Genomic DNA, 25010 nt, shown 5'->3' with positions numbered 1-25010 from the left:
ATTCGTCAGCGACCGCACCACAATAGAACCCGCCCCCAAGGCGCACAAGCCGGCGGATTCTGGCGTAGCTGTAGGTAATGGCGCAAGGATTTGTAGCCTGGAAGGCGTGTCTGGAGGTGTCTTTTAAACAGTTTCGTTTAAATCGAAGCATTGCGCCGAAGCTGGTCGCGAAAGGACCATCCCGGCCAGTGAAAAATAACCTCGATCACGCGTGCTGTTTAAATTACTCTTATATATCTCCGTCACCTTTTCTTTGCTTTTCGTTTGCATTACTACAACGGTTTCGCACCTTAATTGCCGCTAGGAGCCGAATTATTGCTCGTCAATGTGAATGGCTGGGCATTATTTTCAATTTCGATTCGCGGTATTTTCTTTAGTCGAACATTGTCTATTTTAATGGTTGAAGGTGCCTGCAACATTATAAATATTCTTGAATGCGCTGTTGTTTGTGGTGTGCCGAGAAAAAATTTCATGAGGATATTTTTCCAGTTGTTAGTGCCAGATAATATTGGGCCCAATAAAGTTATTCTATTGGGCGCGTTCAAGTGTGGCGTCATAAAGATACTGAAGTTTATGGGATGCGAGCTCATATAGTCGAAGCTGAGAGCACATGATTCCCCGCTCTCAAGGTGGTGATATGATTTTGAAATGTATAAGGATGCGGTATTTTGGCCTGGTTGGGAGTATGCATAGTACTCATCGTTCTCTTTGACTATTGATCCTGCTCCTTGCTCAAATTGCCAGCCATTGCTCTCATAATTAGTAAAAGTAGTCAGATCATCGAGGGCTTTCTTGATCGTATACATTTTCTTCGGCAAGGATATTTGATCATCTTCAGTCCTATCAAAAGAAACCTTCACCTCAATCTCAAGTGTCGAGTCTTCTTCCAACATCAGCAACTTGTCTAGTGGTACTGGATGGCGTATTCCGACCAATTCCTCAGCCGTCACCTCTTTTCCTTTATAAGCCTCTTCAACAATTCCCGTACTGCCATCACTCTTGATTTCGGTATACGTCAGCCAAATCCTTTGCCCCAAGGCAATGAATGGCCAAGCCGCCGTCCGCGTATGATCCGTCGGCAACAAGTCCGCCGGATCCAGCACATCTCCCGTCACCCGATCAATCGCCGGCGTGGGCAATCCGGGATGGCCGTCGGCAATGTCCTGCACGGTCAGTGTCAGCGGCAGGGAATCCCGTGTTTCAGATCCGGTTGTCTTGCTGTAATCCACAGTGACGTTCCTGCCGAAACTGTACGCAAGCACCTTGTTATCCAGCGCAATCTCTTGCGTCCCCAGTGCTCTTACCACGTGAGGCGGCGAGGTATCGGAGCCATCGGCGGGAACGCCCGGGGCGGCGGTCCAACGCACTACGATGACATCATTGAGCTGAATGGAAGGATCGAAGACCAGCGCGGTCAGCGCATCTTTCGCCGCAAACGGATCCAGGCTGTTGCCTGGCGCTTGTTTGATTTTTGGCGATAGCAGATCCGGCGCCGTTTCGCCAATGATCTCGGCCTCAGCCGTTCCGGAATGACCAATGATGTTGCCCGCTGGCCGTTCCAGTTCAAACCGCACCTGCAAGCGTGCGCCGGAAGTCAGCTGATCGTTGGGTAGTTCCAGAATGCACGGTTGCAGTACCCCGAACCTGTCGGTGATCACGCCCGGTTGAATCGATTTCTCGGCCGCTTCGTTCAGTCGATAAAACGCCTTGACCGTGTCGCCCTTTTGAAAATGCGAGGTAGTGGGAGAAATGACGATCAATAGCGGCCGACCGTCGAGTTTTTCGAGGTCCACAAGCGCGGGATCGTCCATGTCATCGTCCGCAATTTCGCGCAAGAGTGGCTTGGGCAGAAATGTGCGCTCAAGATCAATGTTGGCAAAAATGAACTTCGACCAGCGGCTTTGGTGGGTCGGATTTTTCAGTTGATCAATCACGGTGTAGGAGAACGGACAGTTGGTGATACTGCCGATTTCTTTCAGCCTGTCGGAATCAATCAGCACCGAGAACGGCTTGCCGGCTTCTTCCGGCGTCACCCTGTGAGTGAAACGCTGGCGATTGATCTCGTATTCCACCGCATCGTAGGCTCGGCAATAAGGGTAATCGAACTTCAGGAGTACGCCTTTCTCAGCCTGATCTTTGTCAATCACTGCCGGATCCCCGAGCTCTTCCGGCAGGCTGATCAGCAGCCCCGGATGATCGCCGGTGCCAGGCACATCATTGCCGCCGGGCGACGTGTCGTTGTAGAGCGCCCACGCTTCGATGGATTTGTTTTCATTGCCGGCGATGCTTTTCAGCATGTATTGGATTTTGTTGATGACCCCGTCGCGAAACTCCCTCTGGAACACAGAGAAGGTCATTCTCTCGTTGACGACTTGCTGTGGAATGCCGCTCTGCACACCGTTGATGTAGAGCCGGATGTCGACATATTGACCAACGTCCACAGGTGGATCGACCACCACCTGCACACCAGCGGCATTGACTCCATCGCGTGTGAGTTCCCTGAATATCCGCAATGGCAAGCCATACGCGTGTATGGGGGGTATGGCTGGCGGGTCGCTGATCACGCCCTCGATCGCCAGGTATATTTTCACGGGATGCAGTGTCATGACGTCGTTGTCGGGTTGAGCATTGTCCATCGCACACCTTCCTGATGAGACGGCCAGGGAGGGCTGGCCGGGATGGAGATATCAGATACCGGGTGGGGGAAGTTGGCTACTGTCAGATCTGACAGGTGAAGGTGGGTTTGCGACGGGCGGTAGGTCTGCGTTCGGAGATGCGCAGGCCGATGCCGACGCACAACCAGAGGCGCGGCCGGGCTTCAAACCCGGTTGGAGACGGCATCCGTTCCCGGGCAGGTTCGACTCCGGCTTTCTTCCGCCAGTTTCCCAAAGCAAAAGATCGCAGCCTTCGGCAGCTCTTACATCGATTTGTAGGAGCTGCCGAAGGCTGCGATCTTTTATCGTTCCCACGCTCTGCGTGGGAATGCAGCCAGGGACGCTCCGCGTCCCTTCCTAAGCCCCGAACGCGGGGCGTCCGTTGAGGCATTCCTATGCTGCGCGCGGGAACGATCGTCGCAGGAGGCGCTACTGTGGCAACTCCAGATTATCCAGCACCCGATTCACTGCCAATTCCCCGAGCATGATCAACTGCGCGATGCCCATCAGCGTTCGGCGCTGCGATGGCTTGACCAGCCCGGCGAATTCCTGGGCGATGGTTTTGGCCGAGGCGAGGGTTTCGCAGGCGTTGGCCAGCAAGTCTTCGTTTTTGGTGTCGGCGGTGACGGCGTACATGGCGCGGGGGCTGAAGGGTGGTGGGGTCGAGCCGGGTGGGCAGAGGTAGTGGTCGAGGGCGCGGTCGGCGGCTTCGTGGAGTTTTTTTGAGTCGAGGGATTCGTAGGGGGAGGTGGGGTCGGATTCGGGTGGGTTGGGTGTGGGTTTGATCATGGTAAAGCTCCTTGAGAAATGGAGCCGTCAGCCTTCGCTGCTAAACGAAGAGGGTGGCGGCTTTACGCGGGTTAGCAGACCAGGCTCAAGGATCCCGGCGCACCGAAGTGCCCCACGCAAGCCGCCATAAAAAGATAGGCGGAGCCAGCGTGCCTTGAAAATTTGCCGGGCTGCTAAACCCGATCACTGAACAGTCAGCGACCGCACCACAATAGAACCCGCCCCCAAGGCGCACAAGCCGGCGGATTCTGGCTTGGCCGTAGGCAATGGCGCAAGGATTTGTAGCCTTGAGACCGTGTCTGGAGGTGTCTTTTAAACAGCGGCGTTTAAATCTCAGAATTGCGCCGGACATGATGGCCTCTTCGCGAGCAGGCTCGCTCCCACACTTGGGATCATGTTTTCAGCAAGAGCTGAGTGGGTAGTTCAGAAACCCAACGGGTACTGAATGACCACGTAAAGCCGGTCAATATCATCGCCAGCCTGCGCCTCGTTGGCGCGGTGGGTGACGTGCGATAGCTGCACCGACAGATCCTTCGCGGCGCCGGATTGCACGACATATTTCAGGTCGATGTCGCGTTCCCAGTGTTTACCACCATTGCCTTGTTGCGGTTGATAGTCGCCGCTGTCGGCGTCGAACGAGTTGTAGGCGCCGCCCTTCGGCGCGTGCGTACCGTCGATGTGGCTGCCGCTGACGTAGCGGGTCATGAAGTTCAGGCCGGGGATGCCGAAGGCGCCGAGGTCGAGGTCGTAGCGGGCTTGCCAGGAGCGTTCGTTGGCGCCGTTGAAGTCGGCGTATTTGATCGAGTTGGCGAGGTAGATCGAGTCGCCGCCGACGAAATCGAACGGCGTGTCGCCATTGATCCGCTGCCAGCCGAGCATCACCGCATGCGGGCCGAAGCTGTATTTGCCGGAGAGGCTGAAGGCGGTGTTGTCGATCTCGCCGGCCACTGCGCGGCCGGTGTCGCGGGTGTGGTAGAGGTTGGCGTCGAGCAGCACGCCGGACTGTTTGAAATGCAGGTTGCCGTAATACTGATGCCAGGTGTCGCTCAGTTCTGAGGCGTAGAGTGCGCCGCCGATCGGGCTTGAGCTGAACAGATCGGCACCGACGAAGCTGATGCCACCCGCTTCGGTGTTGGCGCCGTAACCGTAGAAATCGCCTTTGCCGGAAGAGCTGTCCTGGTTCTTGAATGCGGTGAAGTGTCCGGCGACCAGATTGACGTTGTCGAGCTCGGCGCTGTTGAGCAAAAAGCCGGTGGCGTATTCCGGTTGCAGGCGTTTGTCGGAGGTGTCGAAGACCGGGGTTTCTACGGTCATTTCACCGAAGGCCAGAGTGGTGCGTGAGATTCTGAGCTTGAACGCACCGCCGGCGCTGGAATAGTCGTTTTCGCTGCGACCATCGCTGTCGACGGGTAGCAGACCGGTGCCTGAGTGGCCCTTGCCGCCGTCGAGTTTCAGGCCGGCGAAGGCGTGGGCGTCAATGCCGAAGCCGATCGTGCCTTCGGTGAAACCGGATGAGAAGTTACCGATAAAGCCCTGTGCCCATTCCTGTTTGTAGTTTTTCCCGAAGGGCGTGGGCGAGCGGTAGTCGTTGCTGAGGTAGAAGTTGCGCAGCAGGACATCGCTTTTGGCATCGTCGAAAAATCCGCTGGCATGGGCGGTGCCGGTCAGACCGCAGAGCATGGCAAGCAGGGTGAGGCGGGAGGGCGCGCGGTTGATCATGGTCAGGGCCGGTGGTAATTCGAATGGCGCTGATGATCGAAGATTGGGAACAAAGAGGATTGGGTTGATGTGCTGAGTTGGCAGCTTTCACCACAAAACCTGTGGGAGTCGGGGGTAGTCAATTAGAACTTTGGCGGCCGTCAGGCCTCCATCGCTGGCAAGCCAGCTCCCACAGGGTTTGTGGGAGCTGACACAGTGTATTAAGCCAGCGGCGGTGTGCGCGGTGGGATCTGGCGTTTGCTGCCGGTGGATTCGAAAGCGGCGGCGAAGCGCAGCAGGTTCGAGTCGTCATAAGCGCGGCCGGCGAAGGTCAGGCCGACGGGCATGCCGATGTCGGCCATCACGCCCATGGGCACGGTGACGGTCGGAACGCCGAGGTGGCGGATCGCGAGGTTGCCGTTGGCCACCCAGACGCCGTTGCTCCAGGCGATGTCGGCCGAAGCAGGATTGACATCCGCATCGGCCGGGCCGACGTCAGCGACGGTCGGGAACAGCACGGCGTCAAGGCCGAGGTTGTCCATCCAGTCTTCGAGGTCGATGCGTCGGGTTCGCTCCAGACCGCGCAAGCCATCAGGCACGGTAGGGATTTCATTCCACGGCGTGATGCCGCGTTCGGCCATGCGCACGTATTCGTCCATGCCGGCGGCCAGATCGCCCTCGCGGTTGGGCAGGGTGCCGGGGTCGTGCGGGAAGATCTTCGGCCCGTCGACATCCACCAGACGATTAAGCTTCGGGTCACCGTTGGCCTGCAGGAAGTCGTCGAACGCCCAGGCTGTCAGATCCCACAGTTCATGGTGGAGGAATTCTTTCGACACCAGCCCACGGGTGAACACGGTTGGCGCGCCAGGGCGGTCACCTTCGCAATTGGAGACCAGCGGAAAGTCGGTTTCGACGACTTCGGCGCCAGCGGCCTCGAGGGCTTGGCGCGCCTGCTTCCACAAATCAATCACGGACGCGCGGGTGTTGATGCGCTGGCCGGTCGGGCCGCCTATGCCGGGGGCTTCGCTGGTGCCGGCGTCGGGGTCGGCGTTGATGTACATGCGCGGGATGGCGAAGCGTTTGCCGGCCAGGGCTTTGGCATCGGCGGCCAGTTCACTGTACGCAGCCGGGCGCACTTCGCTGACGCGCGGGATCGGCACCCACGGTTGCAGGCGCCAGAGGTCGCCACGGGTGTCCGGGTCTTCGGCGACGACCACGTCGAGCACTTCGAGCAGGTCGGCCATGGTCCGCGCGAACGGCACGACGACGTCCATGGTCGGGGTCAACGGCCAGTTGCCGCGCACCGAAATCACCCCGCGCGACGGGGTGTAGGCGCACAGGCCGTTGTTCGACGCAGGGCCACGGCCGCTCGACCAGGTTTCCTCAGCCAGGCCGAAGGCAGCGAAACTCGCAGCGGTCGCGGTGCCGGCACCGTTGGACGAGCCGGAGGCGAACGGGGCGGTGAGGTAAGCGGCGTTGTACGGACTTTCGGCGCGGCCATAGACGCCGCGTTGCATGCCGCCATTGGCCATCGGCGGCATGTTGGTCTTGCCCAGGCAGATCGCCCCGGCAGCGCGCAGGCGTTCGATGGTGAAGGCGTCGCGATGGGCGACCAGATCGGCAAATGCCGGGCTGCCGGAAGCGGCGGTCAGGCCCTTGACCAGATAACTGTCTTTGGCGGTGTAGGGGATGCCATCGAGCGGGCCGAGGGTTTCACCGTTGGCGCGGCGGGCGTCGGAGGCGCGGGCTTCGTTCAGCGCTTCAGGGTTGCGCACGACGACGGCGTTGAGTGCCGTCGAAGTGTCGGCGCCATCGTAGGCATCAATGCGTGCCAGATAGGCCTGCACCAGCTCCACGGCAGTGGTCTGGCCGGATTCAAGGGCGGCGCGCAGTTGGGCGATGGAGACTTCGGTGACTTCGATCATTGGGTCACCTGTTGAGCGTGGTTGTTTGGGGCAGGGGTATTCATAGCGGTTCTCGTTGCACGGCTTTAAGCGACAAGGTCAAGACTGGCGCCTATTTAACACCAAGCCGCGCTTCGAGTAATCGGCGGGGTGACGGCCCCGCCGATTTTTTCTGCGTCCAGCGGATCATCCATTGATGCGCGGATGCTGCTGGACCAGCACTTTGCGCTTGGCCTCCAACTCGGCGATCTCGGCATCGATGTCTTCGATTTTCTGCTCGATGTTGTCGTGGTGTTCCTGCAACAGTTCCTTGGCCTCTTCGAGGTCGGAAGCCGCCGGGGCCGCGCCGCGCAGGGGTTTGTTGGCGGTTTCCTTCATGGTCACGCCAGTGACCAGACCGACCACGGCGATGACCATCAGGTAATACGCAGGCATGTACAGATCGTTGGTGCTTTCCACCAGCCAGGCCACGGCAGTCGGGGTCAGACCAGCGATCAGCACCGAGACGTTGAAGGCACTGGCCAGCGCGCTGTAGCGGATGTGCGTGGGGAACATCGCCGGCAGGGTCGAGGCCATCACGCCGATGAAGAAGTTGAGCAGCACCGCGAGGATCAGCAGGCCGGAGAAGATCAGGGCGATGCTGCCGCTGTTGATCAGCATGAACGCCGGAATGGCGAAGATGAACAGGCCAATGCTGCCGACGACGATGAAGGGTTTGCGGCCGATCTTGTCGCTGATGAAACCGATCAGCGGCTGCACAAAGAGCATGCCGACCATGATCGCGATGATGATCAGCACGCCGTGGTTTTCGCTGTAGTGAAGGTTGTGCGTTAGATAACTCGGCATGTAGGTGAGCAGCATGTAATAGGTGACGTTGGTCGCCGCCACCACACCGATGCAGGTCATCAGGCTGCGCCAGTGTTTGGTCGCGACCTCCTTGAACGACACTTTCGGGCCACCGGCTAGGCCTTCGCGGTCGCCTTGTTCGAGTTTTTCAACGTGTTGCTGGAACGCCGGGGTTTCTTCCAGGGCGTGGCGCAGATACAGGCCGATCATGCCCAGCGGCAGGGCGAGGAAGAACGGAATCCGCCAGCCCCATTCTTCGAAGCGCTGTTCACCGAGGATGGTTGAAATCAGCACCACCACGCCGGCACCGAAGACGAAACCGGCGATCGAGCCGAAGTCCAGCCAACTGCCGAGGAAGCCGCGTTTGCGGTCGGGCGCGTATTCAGCGACGAAGATCGAGGCGCCGGTGTATTCGCCACCGACCGAGAAGCCTTGGGCCATTTTCGCCAGCAACAGCAGGATCGGCGCCCAGATGCCGATCGAGGCATAGGACGGAATCAGGCCGATGGCGAAGGTACTCAGGGACATGATGACGATGGTCGCGGCGAGGACTTTCTGCCGTCCGTATTTGTCGCCCAGCGCACCGAAGAACAAACCGCCAAGCGGACGGATGAGGAAGGGCACGGAGAAGGTCGCCAGCGCGGCGATCATTTGCACGCCGGGATCGGCGCCGGGGAAGAAGACCTTGCCGAGCACATAGGCGACAAAGCCGTAGACGCCAAAGTCGAACCACTCCATGGCGTTGCCCAGTGCGGCGGCGGTGATCGCCTTGCGCATCTTGGCATCGTCGACAATGGTGATGTCTTTCAAACCGATCGGTTTGACGGTGTTCTTGCGTGATTTCATTGCGCTGTTCCCGCTCGCTGATCCAGATTACCGCTGCGATGCCATCTCCATGATGGCGCCGGCTCTTCTGGCTCAGATACATGCGGACACGAAATAATTCACCGATGGGCTGGAATTAATTTCGACAGGTGGGGGAGGTGCAACTCCGAGCCTTGTTGGAGCTGTATTGCCTGACCCACCGCTATCGCTGGCAAGCCAGCTCCCACAAGGGTTTTGGGTGTTGCCGGGATTTTGTGTCCGCCGTCAAACCCTGTGGGAGCTGGCTTGCCAGCGATGACGCCATGACATCCATTACAAGGCTTAAAGCGCAGCCTTCACCTGCAGACCCACCACCAACGCATTGTCGATGTCCTGCCCGGAAAACGCGCCCGGTTCGATGATGTATTGCAGGTTCGGGCGCAGGGTCAGCCACGGGGTGGCCTGGTAGCCGTAGCCCAACTCGATCAATTGTTCGGCGCTATCGAGATTCGGGAACGCAGCACCGCTGGCCAACGCGGCATCCTGCTGCACATCGCGGCTGCGCGGGTTTGGCACGGCGCGGCCATAGCCCAGCGCCAGGGTGTCACGCGGGCGGCCTTCGAACGGTTTGTACAAAACCACGCCGGTGCCGTACCACTTGCTGAACGGTGATGCCGCTTCACTGGCCGCCGAATACTGACCGAACGCATGCAGGCTGCGGCCCTCGGAGGTCGGCGAACGCCATACGGCCTGATCGATCAACAAATAATGTCCGCCACGCCCGGACACTTCGTCGTCGCTGCCAATGCGTTTGACGTCGGAGCTGTCGTAGTAATAGCCGAGCTTGTACTCACCCGGCAGCTCGCCGGCGTGCTTGTACACCAGCTCGATCGGCACGACGGTGCCGGTGGTGTGCTTCGGCCCCAGATGCCAGGCGCGGCTGGAATTGCCGTTGCTTTCTGGATCGACGTTGAACGCTGCCACACGCAGCTGCCAGGACGGCGACAGGTCGTATTTGACCCGCACGCCCAGACGCGCGTTGGGGTAGTTGGTCCAGCCGCTGCCGCCGGACATGTTCAGCGGGTGACCGCAGAAACCGGCGTTCATGAAGTTGCACAGAATGCCGCTATCCAGACCGCCGAGGTCGTTGCCCATGGCCATGTAGCCGAGCTTCACGTTCAGCGCCGGGGTGAACAGGCTGCGCTCGTAACTCAGTTCCGTCAGGCGCGTGTACAGGCCGCCGTAGTTTTCCTGAATCGGCAGGCGGTTGCCGACCAGATCTTCCGAAGCGCTGTTACCGCGCCGGTCGTTGATGGTCAGTTGCACTTTGCCGGCGTTGTCGACGCCGTAGAGTTTGCTCAGATCAAACTGCACGCCGAGTTTGATGTTCTGCGAGTAGCGCGCCGAACGGTGCAGGCCGCCGTCGGCGTTGTAGGCGGTTTCGCCGCTGTAATCGCCAGTGAACTTGATGCCGTCTTCATCGAGTTGATGACGCAAGCCGCCCCAGTCACCGGTCAGGGTGCTGCGGGTCAGCAGATCAGAGTCGCTGGCGGCCAGCGCGGGTAGGGCAGTGGTGCAGCTCAGACCCAGCAACAGGCCAGTGGAAAGCTTGGTACGAGAAAAGCGAACAGCCGATGACATGTGAATCCTTCCTGCTGAAATCTTTAACGCAATAAAACGGCGACGCGGTGCTTTGGGGCACCGCGCGCTTGGAGGAGGTTGGTTGTGCGGCAGCGAGTTACGGCAGGGCGTAAGCCATCACGTAATCGCCACGATCGGTCGACTGGCGTGCGCCGCCAGCAGTGACGACGATGTACTGCTTGCCGGTTTTCGGCGAAACGTACGTCATCGGGCCGCCCTGGCTGCCGACCGGCAGACGGGCTTTCCAGACTTCCTCGCCATTGCCGCTGTTGAAGGCGCGCAGGTAGAAGTCCTGGGTGCCGGCAATGAAGATCAGGCCGCCCTGGGTCGACAGGGTGCCGCCGAGGGTGGGGAGACCGATCTTGATCGGCAAGTGCATGCGAATGCCCAGAGGGCCAGTGTCTTCAACGGTGCCGACCGGAACTTGCCACGCGACTTTCTGGGTCTTCATGTCGATCGCGGTCAAAGTGCCGAACGGCGGCGCCTGGCACGGAATGCCGGCCACCGACAGGAAGCGGTTCTTGTTCACCGCGTACGGCGTGCCTTTGAGCGGAACAGCGCCCATGCCGGTGTTCAGCGCTTCACCACCGCCAGCGGCCTGGCCTTTGTTCTGCGACGGGATCATCTGGATCCACAGACCCAGGCGCATGTCGTTGACGAAGATGAAACCGTGCACCGGGTCAGTGGAGATGCTGCCCCAGTTCATGCCACCCAGCGAACCCGGGAAGCTCAGCGATTTGTCGGTACCCGGCGCTGTGTACAGGCCGTCGTAGCGCATGCTCTTGAAGTCGATACGGCAGAGCAACTGGTCGTACGGCGTGGCGCCCCACATGTCCGATTCGGTCAGGTGCTGCGCGCCGATCTGCGGCATGCCCACGGATTTCGGCTGGGTCGGCGAGTACGGCTCGTTAGGGATGTTCGCGGCTTTCACCGGTACTTCCTTGACCTCGGTCAGCGGCTTGCCAGTGGCGCGGTCGAGCACATAGATCTGCCCGGCCTTGGTGCCGATGACCAGCGCCGGAACGCTTTGGCCGTCCTTGTCGAAGTCGATCAGGCTCGGCTGCATCGGCAGGTCGAAGTCCCACAGATCGTTGTGGACAGTCTGGAACACCCAGCGTTCTTCACCGGTGCTGGCGTCCAGCGCGAGGATCGAGGCGCCGTACTTGTGGTCCAGTTCGCTGCGCTCGACACCATAGATGTCGGTGGACGAGCTGCCCATCGGCAGGAATACGGTGTTGGTCGCCGCGTCGTAGGACATCGGTGCCCAGCTGTTCGGCGTGCTGCGCACATAGGTGCTGCCGTCGGCCGGTGCGTTGCGGTCCTGCGGGTTGCCCGGGTCGAACGCCCAGCGCATGGCGCCGGTGATCACGTCAAAACCGCGAATCACACCGCCCGGCATGTCGCTCTGCACGTTGTCGGCAACACGACCGCCAACCACTACGGTGGTGCCAGCCATCAATGGCGCGGACGACAACTGATAGTAGCTGTCCGGAACATCACCCAGACCGGCCTTCAGATCGACCTGGCCGTTGTTGCCGAAACCCTGGCAGAACTCGCCAGTGTCAGCGTCGACCGCGATCAGGCGGGCATCGATGGTATTGGTCAGCAGACGACGCTGGCAGTTGGCAGCCGGCGCCGGTTTGGCTTCGATGATCGAAGAGTTGCTCGGCTGAGCGATGGTCGCGGTGGCGTCGAAATAGGCCATGCCACGGCAGCGCTGCCAGACTTTCGATTGCGCGTTGATCGCGTTCTTCCACAGCTCTTTGCCGGTGTCGGCATCGAGGGCGATCAGGTTGTTGTGCGGGGTGCAGATGAACACCTTGTTGCCGACCTGCAGCGGGGTGAGCTGGTCTTCGGCGCCGTTGCCATCGCTCTCGGCGACGTCCCCGGTGTGGTAGGTCCACGCGACTTTCAACTGGTCGACGTTGTTGCGGTTGATCTGGTCGAGCGCGGCGAAGCGGCTGCCACCTTCGGTGTTGCCGTAGTGCGCCCAGTCTTTCTGCGCCTTGGCCGGCTCGACCGGAGTCAGGGCCGGGCCAGTGCCAGTGGCGGCAACCGTAGGGTGAGCGACAAACATGTTGCCCGCCGCAATGGCCACGCCGACCGCCAGCACAGCGGCCACGGCATATGCACCACGACCGGCAGCCCGGCCATTGGCGCGCGCCAGCAGCGGGTAGACCAGAGCGACGACCATACCGATGGCGCTGAACATGAACAGCCGCGAGAACACCGGCCAGAACACCAGCCCGGCGTCAGCCACGGCCCAGATCGCGGTGGCCACGAGAAACGCGGCGAACAACCAGGCGCCTGCGGTTTTCTTCAGTGCGATCAGCACGCCGGAAACGGTCATCGCCAGACCGCCGACCAGGAAGTACCAGGAACCGCCCAGGCTGACCAGCTTCACACCGCCGGCCGCGAGCGCCAGACCGAGCAGGGCGATGATCACGCCAAGGCCGACCAGGATGAACGTTGAAACGCCTGAGACGCGTTGACTGTGGTTCACATTGAAAGTCCCGTTTGAATGAAGCGCGGGATTATAGCGGTAACTAACCATTCAGTTAACCGCAGTTTTGCCATGAAAACGTGCACTTCTGTGAATCAAGCGTGGTGCAGGATTAGCAAAACGCAAGTTGAGAGGGGTTTCTCGAGGTTTCAGCAGGAGGGGCGGATTGAGCGTGGTATTGCAATGCACATGCTTGGACACCGCGCTGGATTCACCCCTCACCCCAGCCCTCTCCCCGAGGAGAGGGAGCCGATTTGTGGGCTTTTTGAGACCTGTGTTCGCCTCGGTATCTCAGGTCGGTGTAACTCGCGCATTCAACTCGGTCAGTCCTCTCTCCCTCTGGGAGAGGGAGCCGATTTGTGGGCTTTTTGAGACCCGTGTTCGCCTCGGTATCTCAGGTCGGTGTAACTCGCGCATTCAACTCGGTCAGTCCTCTCTCCCTCTGGGAGAGGGAGCCGATTTGTGGGCTTTTTGAGACCTGTGTTCGCCTCGGTTTCTCAGGTCGGTGTAACTCGCGCATTCAACTCGGTCAGTCCTCTCTCCCTCTGGGAGAGGGAGCTGATTTGTGGGCTTTTTGAGACCTGTGATCGCCTCGGTATCTCAGGTCGGCGTTACTCGCGCATTCAGCTCGGTCAGTTCCCTCTCCCTCTGGGAGAGGGTTAGGGTGAGGGCGTTTCAGGATCGATCACGATGGCAACCTTGCCCTTGGCCCGGCCTTGTTCAACGTAGTGCAAGGCGTCAGCTATCTGATCGAACGGAAAAGTACGATCGATCACCGGTTTGATCACCCCGGCCTCAATCAACGCAGTGATTTTCTGCAACTGGATGCCGTCGGCACGCATGAACAGAAACGAATAACCCACCCCACGCTTGCGCGCCTTGCGCCGAATACCACTGCTGAGCAGACGCATGACCAGCCCGAGCAGCCACGACAAACCCTGCTGCTGAGCGAACTGCGCAGTCGGCGGCCCTGACAGGGAAATCAGTTGCCCGCCCGGTTTCAACACCCTCAACGATTTTTCCAGCACATCGCCGCCGAGGCTGTTGAGCACCACGTCGTAGTCGCGCAGCTCATTGGCGAAATCCTGCTGTTTGTAATCAATCACCACATCAGCGCCCAGCGCCTTGACCCACGCGACATTCGCCGTGCTGGTCGTAGTCGCAACAAAAGCACCGAGGTGTTTGGCCAGTTGAATGGCGACCGTGCCAACGCCACCGGAGCCGGCGTGAATCAGTACCTTCTGGCCTTTTTGCACGTTGGCGACTTCGACCAGTGCCTGCCACGCCGTCAACGCCACCTGCGGCATGCAAGCCGCCTCGGTCATGGCGAGATTGGCGGGTTTCAACGCGACCGCTGTTTCGTCGACAACGATGCGTTCGGCAAACGTGCCAATCCTGTTTTCAGGCGCCCGCGCATAAACCTCATCGCCCGGCTTGAAACGCTTGACCGCCGCACCGGTGCTGAGCACCACACCGGCGACATCGTTGCCCAATATCAAAGGCATTTGATAGGGCAGGATCATCTTGAATTCGCCGCTGCGAATCTTCAGATCCAGCGGGTTGACGCTACTCGCGCGCACTTCGATCAGCACGTCGTGAGCGCCAACCAGCGGTTCGGGCAGGTCGCCAATCCGGCCGTTCTGCTTGCCGTAGCGCTCGATGAAAAATGCCTTCATTGCGGATGCTCTTGTCGGTAGAAACCCGCCGGCATAGCGGCGGGTTTGAATGAGGTCAGGCTTGCGTCAGATAACGTTGCGCAACAACCGACTGGCGGATCTGCCCCAACAGGCCCTGCCGCGCGGTTTGCAGGGCGTCCCAGCGCTCGCCTTCGTGCAGCGGCGGGATGGTCACGACTTCGCGACGGTCGAAGCCGACCAGCGCGGCGTCGACCATGTCGCCGACTTCCATGATGTCGGTGAGGGTGTTGATGTCGATACCGGCGCGGTCCCAGATTTCCGTGCGGGTGGCGGCGGGCAGGACCGCTTGCACATACACGCCTTGTGGCGACAGTTCCAGGCTCAGGCCATGAGAGAGGAACAGCACGAACGCCTTGGTCGCGCCATACACCGACATGCCGAACTCCGGCGCCAGGCCCACCACCGAGCCGATGTTGATGATCGCGCCGTCGCCGGCCTTGGCCAGGCGCGGGGCGATCGCACTGGCCAAACGCACCAGCGCCGTGGTGTTGAGCTCGACCAGTTGCGCCACGCTGTCGGTGCTCTGCTCGATGAAGGTACCGGACTGCGCGGCGCCGGCATTGTTGACGAGGATGCCGACGCGCGCGTCGTCACGCAGACGCGCCTCGACGGTTTGCAGGTCGCTCAGTCGCGTCAGGTCGGCCTGTAGCACTTCGACATTGACGTTGTGCTCAGCGCGCAAACCGGCAGCAAGGGTGTCCAGGCGCGACTGGTCACGGGCGACCAGCACCAGATCGTGCCCGCGTTGGGCGAAACGTGCGGCGTAGACGGCGCCGATGCCGGTGGAGGCGCCAGTAATCAGAACAGTAGGGCGAGTAGTCATGGTGTGGGCTCTTTGTCAGTTGAAGACTGATTGCGGGCCTTTAGGATGATGATCCAAATCTAAACTGTCAACGGTTTTGATTATGGCCAACATCTATGTATCATCGGCCGATGAATTTTCAGCGCTGGAGGTATTCAACATGCGCGTATCCAAGGCTCAGGCTCAGGCCAATCGCGAGCACATTGTCGAAACCGCTTCAGTGATGTTCCGCGAACGCGGTTATGACGGGGTCGGCGTGGCTGACCTGATGGCGGCCGCCGGTTTTACTCACGGCGGTTTCTACAAACACTTCGGCTCCAAGGCCGACCTGATGGCCGAAGCGTCGGCCAACAGCCTGGCGCAGTCCACGGCCGCCGCCGAAAGCATGAGCGTGCAGGATTTCATCGACGTGTACGTGTCGCGCGAGCATCGTGACGGCCGTTCCACCGGTTGCACCATGGCAGCGTTGTGCGGCGATGCGGCGCGGCAGTCCGGGGACGTGAAAGCGGCGTTCGCTGAAGGCATCGAGCGCACGTTGCAGACGCTCGGCGAGAGATACCCGACGGCAGCGGATGCACCGCAAGGTGAGGGCCGAACCCGGATGATCGACCTGCTGGCCCGCGCCGTCGGGGCGATCATGCTGTCGCGGGCCTGCCCGGATGACTCGGCGCTGGCCGATGAGATTCTGGCGGTGTGTCACGCTTCGATGACTGAGTCGCTGCCCGCGATCGAAACTGCGCAAGAAGCCACGCAGGACAGCTGAAGCGATCAGTGCTGGCGGTGCAGGGCCTTGTCGAGTGCCGCCAGCAAAACCTCTTCTTCGAAGGGTTTGCACAGGCATTCAAACGCCTGGTAATGCCCGGACTCAGCCAGCGCCGCTTCGTCCCAATGGGCGGACATGCAGATCACCGGAAACTGTCGCGGCAGCTGGCGCATCACGTCGATGCCGGACAGGCCGGGCATGCGCAGATCCAGCAGCAGGCAGGCGATTTCGGCGAAGTCGGCTTCGGCGAGAAACGCTTCGCCACTGGCATAAACCTGCGCGCGATACCCGACCGAACGCAGCAGATTCGACAGGCTTTTGCGCACCGACGCGTCGTCATCGACGATGCAGACAATCGTCGGTCGGGTGTTCTCGATCGCCGTCGGGCGACCCGCCGGGCCGCTCACGACAGGCTCGATGGGCCAGGCGAAGGCGCAGCGCTGATCAGTCCGTAGAGTTCGACGAGGTTGACCAGCGAGCGGGTCTGCATCTTCGCCATGATGTGTTTGCGATGAACCTTGGCGGTCACTTCACTGGTGCCCAATTGGTTGGCGATCTGCTTGTTCGACAGACCGCCGACAATCAGCGGCAGCACCTCGCGCTCACGCGGTGTCAGTTGCGCCGCCAGCTGCCGCACGTGCTGAACCCGTTGCCATTGATTGAACGCAGTCGCGGCGTGTTGACGGGTGCTGCGCAGAATGCCGAGCAGTTCATCGTCATTGAATGGCTTGGTCAGAAACTCCACCGCGCCGGCCTTCATCGCCTGCACCGACATCGGAATCGTGCCGTGGCCGGTCATGAAGATCACCGGCCACGGCAAGCCGCGCTCGTTCAGCGCCGCCTGCAATTGCAGGCCTGTGGTTTCGGGCAGGCTGACGTCGAGCAACAGGCACGCCGGGCCACTGGCGATGTCGGCCTCGAGCAGCTCTTCGGCGGACTGGAAAATCCGGTGCTCGATGCCTTCGGCGCGCAACAAGCGGCTCAATGCGCTGCGCACGCAGGCCTCATCGTCAACGATGAACACCGGCACCGATTGCGTATCGACCGACGGCGGCTGCGCTACCATCGGCGCCGAGGCCAGGGCGTTGAACACGGGCAGTTTGGGTTCGCGGTCTTTCAATAATCGGTAACCTCGACGGGCAACCGTCTGGATGATTTCTTTTTCCCCGAGCAGTTTGCGCAGCGAGGAAATCTGCACTTGCAGATTGTTCTCTTCGACGACGATGTCCGGCCACACCTGATTGATCAGCTCGTCCTTGCTGACGATGCGCCCATCGGCCTGCATCAGTACCGAAAGTATTTCGAACGCCCGCCCGCCCATGCGCAAGGGCCGGCCATCGAGAAAGGCTTCGCGCCGTTCCAAAGAAATCGTGGCTTGGCCGAGTCGGATCATGCGGGCCTCTGCGTTGCGGTGAGAAGGACAGGGCGCGGGCGCCGGGTTATCAGGTTCGTACGCTAGGGGACGGCCTGGCATAAAGCAATTATCCCGAGGGATAAGACGTGGGCTTCTATAGCGCAAGAAACAGCCGCGCAAGGCTCTGGACGGCCATCTTGAGGCTGCAGACGGACATCAGCGCAGCGGCTGGCCCTCTGGCAAAAAAACGCTGGGTATACTTCGCCACCAGCCTGAATCCCATTTCCAGCGGTGAATGCGTATGCCCGGCCAGCCATCTTCATCTGCAATTTCCCGCGCGGCCGATGCGCCGATGCTCGATGAAGCATGGCTGGAGAACTGTCGGTTCAGTCTGCTGCGCCGTGACCATGAACTGACCTGGTTCAGCCTTCAAGACAGCCACTCGGGCCAGAGCTGGTTCGCCGTGCGTGCGCCGATCCAGCGTCCGGCGCTGTGCCAGCGGCTGGAGCGCGATTTCCATTTGCAGTTGCCTTCGCAGTGGGCGCTCAACCCGCTCGCGCTGATACGTTCGGCGGACGGGCCGGTGTTGGTCTACCCGCAATGGGGCGCGCCGCTGGCTGGACTGATCGACGCCGCCGGCTTACCACTCGGACGGGTGTTGAATATCGCCGTCGCCGCCGCGAATGCGCTGGTCCACTCTCGCCATCCGGAATCACCGCAAAACCCTGTGGGAGCGAGCCTGCTCGCGAAAGCGTCATTCCGGCCGACATCACCCTTGACTGACCCACCGCTTTCGCGAGCAGGCTCGCTCCCAAAGTGTTCTTTATTGCCTTGGCATCTGCTGGTCGATGCTGACGACAGCGTCAGGCTGATGGGCTTTCACACCCACGCGCAGGAAACGCCGGCGACCGAACTGCCGAGCCTGGAACACTGGCCTTATCTGGCGCCGGAACAGCTGCAGCGCGACGGCGTCGATTCCGATGAGCGCAGCGACGTCTATGCGCTGTCGGCAATCATCTACGAGGCGCTGACCGGGCGCCCGCCGCTGATCGCTCGCGACGCCTCGCAATGGTTGCATGTGCACGCCGCCGTCCAGCCATTGTCGCCAGCGCAATACCAACCCGACCTGCCGCAAGGCATTTGTCATGTGCTGCTCAAGGGCCTGGCCAAGGAGCCGGACGCGCGCTATCAAAGCATCGAATCGCTGGCCGCCGATCTGACCTGGTGCCTGCGCCAATGGCAGAAAAAAGGCCAGATCGAAGCGTTCCGCCTCGGTGCATTCGATGCTCGCGCAACGGCCACGCGCGGCGATGTGCTGTTTGGTCGTGATGACGAACGTCAGCAACTGCTTGAACAGATCCAGCGCGTGCGCAGCGACGGCATCGCTCGCGTGCTGCTGGTTGCCGGCGCACCGGGAGCGGGGAAGTCGACGCTGATCCAGCAAGTCCTGCGTAGCCAGGCACCCGGTTATTGGGCCACCGGCAAGATCGAACTGCTGAACAATGACCGGCCTTTCGCGCCGCTGGCGCAGATTTTTCAGTCTCTGATCAGCCAAGTGTTGACCAAGCCCACACTGGCCTTGCAGGCCTTGGCCGAGCAACTGCGCGAAACCCTCAAGGGCCGTGGCCGCTTGCTGCTGGACCTGGCACCGGAAGCCGAACTGCTGATCGGCGCCACCGCCGAACTGCCGAACATGCCGGCGCGCCACGCCCTGGATCGGGTCAATCGGGCGCTTCTCGATGTGCTCGAAGTCTTTGCACAACCGGGGCATCCGCTGCTGCTGTTTATCGACGACTTGCAGTGGGCTGACGACTCGACGCAGGCGTTTCTCAAAGCCTTTATCGGCCGACCGACGCGGCATCTGCTGCTGGTTCTGGCGTATCGCGAGGGCGAGTTGACGGAGCATCCGGGCGGCTGGCTCGATGAGATGCGCAGAGCACCCGCGCTGCCAGTCAGTGACCTTCGACTAGGGCCGCTGTCGGTGCAGGCCGTTGCGCAACTGATGGCGGTCGAACTCGATGCTGACGTCGACAACCTCGAGGCGCTGGCCCGCGTCGTGCACTTCAAAACCGCCGGCAATCCGTTGTTCGTCAGCCAGGTGGCGCGCGCGTTGGTGGACGAGCGTCTGCTGCGTTTCGACGCGACGACGCGGCGCTGGGTGTGGAATCAGGCCGAAGTGAACGGCTATCGCTACGCCGACAACGTGGCCGAATTGATGGTGCAACGCTTGCTGCGTCTGCCGGCCAGTGCCCGTGAAGTGTTGCGCACCGCGGGTTACGTCGGTGGCCGCTGTGACGAAACGCTGTTGGGCGATTTGCTGGGGGACGATCCTGCGCAATTGCTGCGTGACGTGGATTATCTGGTCAGCGCCGGATTTCTCCTGCGCGAGCCGGGCCAACTGCTGTTTCCCCACGATCGCGTGTTGGAAGCCGCCGCTGCGCTGACCGCACCGGCCGGGCGCTCGGCTGAGCATGCGCGCATCGCTGCCGCCATGCTCGATCAATGCGGCGAGCAGCGGCAGGCGCGGGTCTTCGACATCGCCAGTCAGATTCAGCGCAGCGCCGGCAATGCGCTGCAAGCGCCTCGACGCGCTGAGTTCATCCAGTTATTGCTCGAAGCTGCCGAGCGCGCCCGCGATAGCGCCGCTGTCGAGCAGGCCGTGGATTATCTGCGCAGCGCCGAGGTATTACTCGGCGACAACGGCTGGACGCGGTTCTACCCGCAAGCCTTCGCGGCGCGCTGGCTGGCAGCCGACTGCGCGATGTTGCTGGCGGATCTGCCCGGCGCGCAACAGCGTCTCGACGATTGCCTGGAACACGCTGCCACCGTGCTGGACCGCGCGAAAACCTACCGCCTGCGCGCCAGCCTGCGCACCTTGCATTCCGATTACCACGGCGCGATCGGCGAAGCGCTGGCCGGTCTTGCGTTGCTCGACATCGACCTGCTGCGACAACCCTCGAAGGCGCAACTGGGCGAAGCGTTCGAACGGGTTCGGCAATTGGTCGGTGCGCGACGGATCGCTGAGTTGACGGCGTTGCCCAAAGCCAACGAGCCGCGAATCGAAGTCGCCATGGAACTGCTGAGCACGCTGATCGCCTCGTTCTTCGTGCAGGACGACATTGCTTTTCTGCACCTGGCGAAGATGGTCGAACTGACTTTGCTCCATGGCACCACGCCGAGCAGCGGCTACGGTTTTGCCTGGTACGGCGTGATGATCGCCGACCGTTATGGCGAATATCTGGACGGTGTTGCTTTCGCCGAACTGGCGCTCGATCTGACTGATCTGCACGGCTATGAGGCGGGGCGCACCGGCACGCTGGTGGCGCTGGATCAGGTCAGCGCGTGGACCCGGCCGATGGCCTACGCGCGGCAGAAGGCTTTCGCCGCGTTTGAGTGCGGTCAGGCCGGCGGCGATCTGGGCATGTCGTGTTACGCCTGCAACCACATCGGCTCCGATCTGCTGTTCATGGGCGAGCCGCTGCCAAACGTGTTGAACGAGCTGGACGTCGGCCTGAGTTGGGTGCGGCAGTTTCACTACATCGACATCGAGCGCATTCTGCTGGCGCAACAGGCGTTCGCCAGCGATTTGCGCAATGGGCCTGAGCCTCGTTCGCTCGCAATGCTGGATGCTTTGGAACATGACCGTTTTGGCCCGCTGCATCGCGACCGCGTTTCACAGCCGACGCTGTTGTGGATGTGGTTGTATTCGGGCATGTCGGCGTTCTATTTCGGTGAAGTGCGTTACGCGTTGCGCCGTTTCGAAGACGCCGAGGCGTTGACCTGGTCGCTGCCGGCGCACATTGATCTGGCGCATTACTACCTGTTCTACAGCCTGGCACTGGCCAGTCCCGAGGCGCCGGGCTCTGTTGCCGAAAAACTGCAGAAGCTGGAGCAGCAACGGCAGCGTTTTCTGCCATGGGTCGAGCTCAATCCTTCAACCTTCAGCAACAAACTGCTGCTGATCGAAGGCGCGATGGCCCGCGTGCGCGGCGAAGGGCTGGCCGCCATTCGCTGCTTCGACCAAGCGCAAATCGCGGCGGCCGCTGCCGGATTTATCCATGAGCAAGCACTGGCACATGAACAACTGGCCGAGGTCTGCCTGGCCAACGGCCTGGTCTCCGGCACGCATCATCACCTGCGTGTTGCGCGCGACTGCTATGTGCTGTGGGGCGCTGAAGCCAAGGCGCGCCAGCTCGAAGCGCAGCATCCGTTTCTCGCCCACGAGCATTCCCTTCAAGCGGGAACGCCGGTGACGCGGGTGCGCCTTGATCTGGAAGTCGGCATTGAAGCGGCACGCGCGGTCTCGCAAGAGGTGTTGCTCGATCGGCTGGTGGAGACCTTGATGAATCACTTGATGATTCAGGCCGGTGCCGACCGCGGCGCGCTGCTGTTGGTCGCCGAGGGTGAGTTGCAATTGGCCGCTGCCGCGCATGTCGAGGCGGGCAACGTGCGGGTCAGTCAGGACAACGATCGCTCGCTGGAGCAGATCGCGCCGGTTTCAGTACTCAATTCGACCATGCGCACGCGCACGCCGCTGGTGCTCGACGATGCCCGCGCCGACTGCCCGCAAGCTTACAGCGCCGACTTGCGCGAGCGGCAGACGCGCTCGCTGATGTGCCTGCCGTTGCTCAAGCAGGGCGCGCTGATCGGTCTGATGTATCTGGAAAACAGCCTGGTACCGAAGCTGTTCAGCGCCGAACGCCTGACCATGCTGGAAATCCTCGCCTCGCAGGCAGCGGTGTCGCTGCAGACCGCACGGCTCTACGCGCAACTGGTCGAAGACAACCGCTTGCGCGCGCAGATGGAAGCCGACTTGCGCAGCTCGCGGGCGGAACTGGCGCGCAACTCGCACCTGAAAATGATGGGCGAACTGTCGGCCTCGATCGCCCACGAAATCAGCCAGCCGCTGCTGGGCATTTCATCGAACGCCTCGGCCAGTCTGCGCTGGCTCAAGCGCGACACGCCTGATCTCGACGAGGCTATTCAGGGACTGGAAGACATCCGCTCCGACAGCGCCCGTGCCACCGAGATCGTCCAGGCCTTGCGCGCATTGGCCAGGCAGGCGCCGTTGCAACGATTACCGGTGTCGATTGACGCGTTGATCGGTGAGGTCGTGCAACTGACGGCCAGCGATGTGCACAATCGCGGGGTGAGCTTGCACACGCAACTTAACGCTGCTGACCCGGTGCTGGGGGATCGGGTGCAGATCCAGCAGGTGATCTACAACCTGATCGTCAACGCGCTGGAAGCAATGGGTGGGCAGGGCGTGACTGACGGGCGCCTGGTGATTGAGTCGACGCTGTCCGATGGGCAGGTCTGCGTGGCTTTTCAAGACAACGGGCCGGGGATCGCCGAGCATCAGCGTGAAGAAATTTTCGATGCGTTCTTCACCACCAAGGGCAGCGGCATGGGCATGGGCCTGGCGATTTGCCGAACGGTGATAGGCGCCCATGGCGGGACGTTGCGCGTGGAAGACAGCGAAGAGGGCGCGCGGATCTGCTTCAGGCTGCCGCTTGCGCCGGACGCCAGGATCAAAAGCCCCTCTCCCTAACCCTCTCCCGGAGGGAGAGGGGACTGACCGAGGTGTTTGGTCGAGCTATGCCGACCTGGGATATGTAGCCGAACTCCGGTTTTGGAAAGCCCACAAATCGGCTCCCTCTCCCTAGGGAGAGGGCTGGGGTGAGGGGGGAGTTCACCGCCGTACCAACGCCGACCACCAGCGCTCTACCGCAAAAAAAAGCCGCGAAAAATCGCGGCCAAAAGGGAGGAGTGAACAAAACCCTTTGAAATTCCACTCAGGGCCGCAGTTCCGTCAAGCGCTGGCCCATCGTCGAATTCAGCAACCCATCGCTGAGCCGCCAGACATCCGCATCCACCAGCGCCACCCGCGCTCCGCACATCAGTTGGCGCCAGACCTTCGGCGGCATGCCCACCATGCGCCCGAACGTGCGGGTGAAGTGCGAGTGATCGGAAAATCCGCATTCATAAACAATCTCGGTAATCGCCATCGAGGTCAGCAACAGCCCTTTGGCCTTGTCGATCTTCATCTTCAGCATCCATTCCTGAGGCGAGCAGCCGGTGACGATCTTGAACGCCCGGGAAAAGTGGCTGCGTGACAGATTGCAATGTTCGGCAATCTCGCTGACGCGCAGGCTGCGGCTCAGATCGTGCAGCATGTAGGCCTTGGCGCGGCGTTCCTGCCAGCCGGACAGTGCGCCCAGTGGGCGAGCCAGGTGGCAGGAAGGGTCTGACTTCACCGATTGCGGGTTCATGGCGGCTCTCCTGATCGATGGGCAAAGTCTGGCCGCAGGCTTTATTTAAAGTCCTTAAACAAACCTTAAAAGTTATGAAGCCCAAGCCTCAGGCGTGAAACGGATAATCGACGTAACCACGCTGATCGCCGCCGAAGAAACTGCTCGGATCCGGCGCGTTCAGTTCAAGCCCGTCGTGCAGCCGACGCGGCAGATCCGGGTTGGCCAAAAATGGCCGGCCAAAGGCAATGATGTCGGCGCGATCGGCGTTCAGCGCCTGTTCGGCGGACTCGGCGTCGTAACCGCCAGCGAGGATCAGCACGCCGTTCCAGGTCTGGCGCAACTGGGCGATGATCGCGTCCCAGCGCGGGTCGAAGTTTTCGTCCTTGACCGTGCCGACCATGGCCGGCTCGACCAGGTGCAGGTAGGCCAGGTTCCACTGGTTGAGCGCTTCGACCAGATAACCGAAGGTCGCTTCAGGCGTGTCATCGCCCATGCCCATGAAGCGGCCCATTGGCGTCAGCCGCACGCCGACGCGCTCGGCGCCGACTTCATCAGCGACGGCGGCGACCACTTCGAGCAGAAACCGCGCACGGTTTTCCACACTGCCGCCATAGGCGTCATCACGCCGGTTGCTATTGCTATTGAGGAATTGATCGAGCAGATAACCGTTGCCGGCATGGATCTCCACGCCGTCCATGCCAGCGTTCAACGCGTTACGCGCAGCGCGGCGATAGTCTTCGACGATGTCGGCAATTTCCGCTGTTTCGAGGGCGCGCGGTACCGGCACATCACCCCACACGCCGTTGCCTTGTTCATCGACGATAAAGGTCTTGCCCGGCACTGGCAGGGCGCTTGGCGCCACCGGCAAGCCGGCGTCCGGCTGAAAGCTGGGGTGCGAGACCCGGCCGACGTGCCACAGCTGCATGAAGATCAGACCGTTCGCTGCGTGCATCGCCGTGCTGACTTCGCGCCACGCCTGGACTTGCGCATCGGTGTAGATCCCCGGCGTCCACGCATAACCTTGGCCTTGCTGAGAAATCTGCGTGGCCTCGGTAATGATCAGCGCAGCACTGGCGCGTTGGCGGTAGTACTCGGCGTTCATCGTGGTCGGAACGTCGCCCGGCTGGCCAGCGCGCGAGCGGGTCAGGGGCGCCATCGCCACACGATGGGCAAGGGTGTAAGGGCCGAGGGCAATGGGTTGGAACAGGCGACGGGTCATGGGTAGCTCCGGATGTCGATGATTAGGGTACAAGCGCGGCAGCCAGGTGCCGCGTGCTGTGCAGGTAACTTAACCGGGGGTG

At 61.1% G+C, this 25010-nt stretch carries 15 protein-coding genes; 2 read left to right on the top strand and 13 right to left on the bottom strand.

The genetic code is table 11. From position 1 onward, the window contains the following. Positions 1-290: 290 nt before the first annotated feature. From NF676_RS14365 to NF676_RS14325, 9 genes are all read right to left on the bottom strand, one after another. Positions 291-2636 (bottom strand): hypothetical protein, encoded by a 2346-nt coding sequence (locus tag NF676_RS14365; RefSeq protein WP_252886252.1) that lies wholly within the window; start codon positions 2634-2636, stop codon positions 291-293. A gap of 447 nt (positions 2637-3083) precedes the next feature. Continuing rightward, the gene (locus tag NF676_RS14360) at positions 3084-3443 is read right to left on the bottom strand and encodes a DUF6124 family protein (RefSeq protein WP_056786177.1); all 360 of its coding nucleotides are present in this window, start codon (positions 3441-3443) and stop codon (positions 3084-3086) included. 423 nt (positions 3444-3866) lie between these two features. Further along, a complete protein-coding gene (locus NF676_RS14355) occupies positions 3867-5162 on the bottom strand; it encodes an OprD family porin (protein WP_252886251.1) in 1296 nt (431 codons plus the stop codon). A 200-nt stretch (positions 5163-5362) separates the two neighbouring features. Continuing rightward, positions 5363-7066, bottom strand: coding sequence for an amidase (locus tag NF676_RS14350; protein WP_252886250.1), 1704 nt, complete (start codon positions 7064-7066; stop codon positions 5363-5365). Between the two features lie 165 nt (positions 7067-7231). Next, on the bottom strand, positions 7232-8737 hold the full coding sequence (proP, locus tag NF676_RS14345; protein WP_252886249.1) for a glycine betaine/L-proline transporter ProP: 1506 nt from the start codon (positions 8735-8737) through the stop codon (positions 7232-7234). A 300-nt stretch (positions 8738-9037) separates the two neighbouring features. Then, positions 9038-10336, bottom strand: a complete 1299-nt coding sequence (locus tag NF676_RS14340) for a carbohydrate porin (RefSeq protein ID WP_252886248.1) — start codon at positions 10334-10336, stop codon at positions 9038-9040. Positions 10337-10433: 97 nt separating this feature from the next. Continuing rightward, positions 10434-12839: a glucose/quinate/shikimate family membrane-bound PQQ-dependent dehydrogenase gene (locus tag NF676_RS14335; RefSeq protein ID WP_252886247.1), complete on the bottom strand. Its 2406-nt coding sequence runs from the start codon at positions 12837-12839 to the stop codon at positions 10434-10436. A gap of 659 nt (positions 12840-13498) precedes the next feature. Beyond that, positions 13499-14515, bottom strand: a complete 1017-nt coding sequence (locus NF676_RS14330; protein ID WP_252886246.1) for an NADP-dependent oxidoreductase — start codon at positions 14513-14515, stop codon at positions 13499-13501. A 55-nt stretch (positions 14516-14570) separates the two neighbouring features. Then, on the bottom strand, positions 14571-15359 hold the full coding sequence (locus NF676_RS14325; protein WP_252886245.1) for an SDR family NAD(P)-dependent oxidoreductase: 789 nt from the start codon (positions 15357-15359) through the stop codon (positions 14571-14573). Positions 15360-15498: 139 nt separating this feature from the next. Between NF676_RS14325 and NF676_RS14320 the strand changes: the two genes are divergently transcribed. Continuing rightward, complete coding sequence (locus NF676_RS14320) at positions 15499-16101, top strand: TetR/AcrR family transcriptional regulator (protein ID WP_122706395.1); 603 nt, start codon at positions 15499-15501, stop codon at positions 16099-16101. Positions 16102-16106: 5 nt separating this feature from the next. Here the strand turns inward: NF676_RS14320 and NF676_RS14315 are convergent, their stop codons facing one another. Next, positions 16107-16508: a response regulator transcription factor gene (locus NF676_RS14315; RefSeq protein ID WP_225914370.1), complete on the bottom strand. Its 402-nt coding sequence runs from the start codon at positions 16506-16508 to the stop codon at positions 16107-16109. Further along, positions 16505-17494: a response regulator gene (locus NF676_RS14310; protein ID WP_039760593.1), complete on the bottom strand. Its 990-nt coding sequence runs from the start codon at positions 17492-17494 to the stop codon at positions 16505-16507. The genes NF676_RS14315 and NF676_RS14310 overlap by 4 nt, the downstream gene beginning before the upstream one ends. 352 nt (positions 17495-17846) lie before the next feature. Between NF676_RS14310 and NF676_RS14305 the strand changes: the two genes are divergently transcribed. Next, complete coding sequence (locus NF676_RS14305) at positions 17847-23006, top strand: trifunctional serine/threonine-protein kinase/ATP-binding protein/sensor histidine kinase (RefSeq protein WP_435406605.1); 5160 nt, start codon at positions 17847-17849, stop codon at positions 23004-23006. 244 nt (positions 23007-23250) lie between these two features. Here the strand turns inward: NF676_RS14305 and NF676_RS14300 are convergent, their stop codons facing one another. Together NF676_RS14300 and NF676_RS14295 are read right to left on the bottom strand one after the other, a co-directional pair. Then, positions 23251-23727 (bottom strand): helix-turn-helix domain-containing protein, encoded by a 477-nt coding sequence (locus tag NF676_RS14300; RefSeq protein ID WP_016774798.1) that lies wholly within the window; start codon positions 23725-23727, stop codon positions 23251-23253. Between the two features lie 88 nt (positions 23728-23815). Beyond that, positions 23816-24928 carry an alkene reductase gene (locus tag NF676_RS14295; protein WP_252886243.1) on the bottom strand — a complete coding sequence of 371 codons (1113 nt, stop codon included), beginning with the start codon at positions 24926-24928 and terminating at the stop codon, positions 23816-23818. Positions 24929-25010 lie beyond the last annotated feature (82 nt).

Origin of the sequence: Pseudomonas siliginis (genome assembly GCF_024072275.1) — a bacterium.
Taxonomy (GTDB): Bacteria; Pseudomonadota; Gammaproteobacteria; order Pseudomonadales; family Pseudomonadaceae; genus Aquipseudomonas; species Aquipseudomonas siliginis.
The sequence above is the reverse complement of the archived record's forward strand: the minus strand, read 5'-3'. Positions and strand labels throughout refer to the sequence as shown.

Excerpts from the sequence above, each read along its gene's own strand:
- NF676_RS14365 (WP_252886252.1), bottom strand. The coding sequence starts at position 2,636 with ATGGACAATGCTCAACCCGACAACGACGTCATGACACTGCATCCCGTG.
- NF676_RS14360 (WP_056786177.1), bottom strand. The coding sequence starts at position 3,443 with ATGATCAAACCCACACCCAACCCACCCGAATCCGACCCCACCTCCCCC.
- NF676_RS14355 (WP_252886251.1), bottom strand. The coding sequence starts at position 5,162 with ATGATCAACCGCGCGCCCTCCCGCCTCACCCTGCTTGCCATGCTCTGC.
- NF676_RS14350 (WP_252886250.1), bottom strand. The coding sequence starts at position 7,066 with ATGATCGAAGTCACCGAAGTCTCCATCGCCCAACTGCGCGCCGCCCTT.
- proP (WP_252886249.1), bottom strand. The coding sequence starts at position 8,737 with ATGAAATCACGCAAGAACACCGTCAAACCGATCGGTTTGAAAGACATC.
- NF676_RS14340 (WP_252886248.1), bottom strand. The coding sequence starts at position 10,336 with ATGTCATCGGCTGTTCGCTTTTCTCGTACCAAGCTTTCCACTGGCCTG.
- NF676_RS14330 (WP_252886246.1), bottom strand. The coding sequence starts at position 14,515 with ATGAAGGCATTTTTCATCGAGCGCTACGGCAAGCAGAACGGCCGGATT.
- NF676_RS14325 (WP_252886245.1), bottom strand. The coding sequence starts at position 15,359 with ATGACTACTCGCCCTACTGTTCTGATTACTGGCGCCTCCACCGGCATC.
- NF676_RS14320 (WP_122706395.1), top strand. The coding sequence starts at position 15,499 with ATGCGCGTATCCAAGGCTCAGGCTCAGGCCAATCGCGAGCACATTGTC.
- NF676_RS14310 (WP_039760593.1), bottom strand. The coding sequence starts at position 17,494 with ATGATCCGACTCGGCCAAGCCACGATTTCTTTGGAACGGCGCGAAGCC.
- NF676_RS14300 (WP_016774798.1), bottom strand. The coding sequence starts at position 23,727 with ATGAACCCGCAATCGGTGAAGTCAGACCCTTCCTGCCACCTGGCTCGC.
- NF676_RS14295 (WP_252886243.1), bottom strand. The coding sequence starts at position 24,928 with ATGACCCGTCGCCTGTTCCAACCCATTGCCCTCGGCCCTTACACCCTT.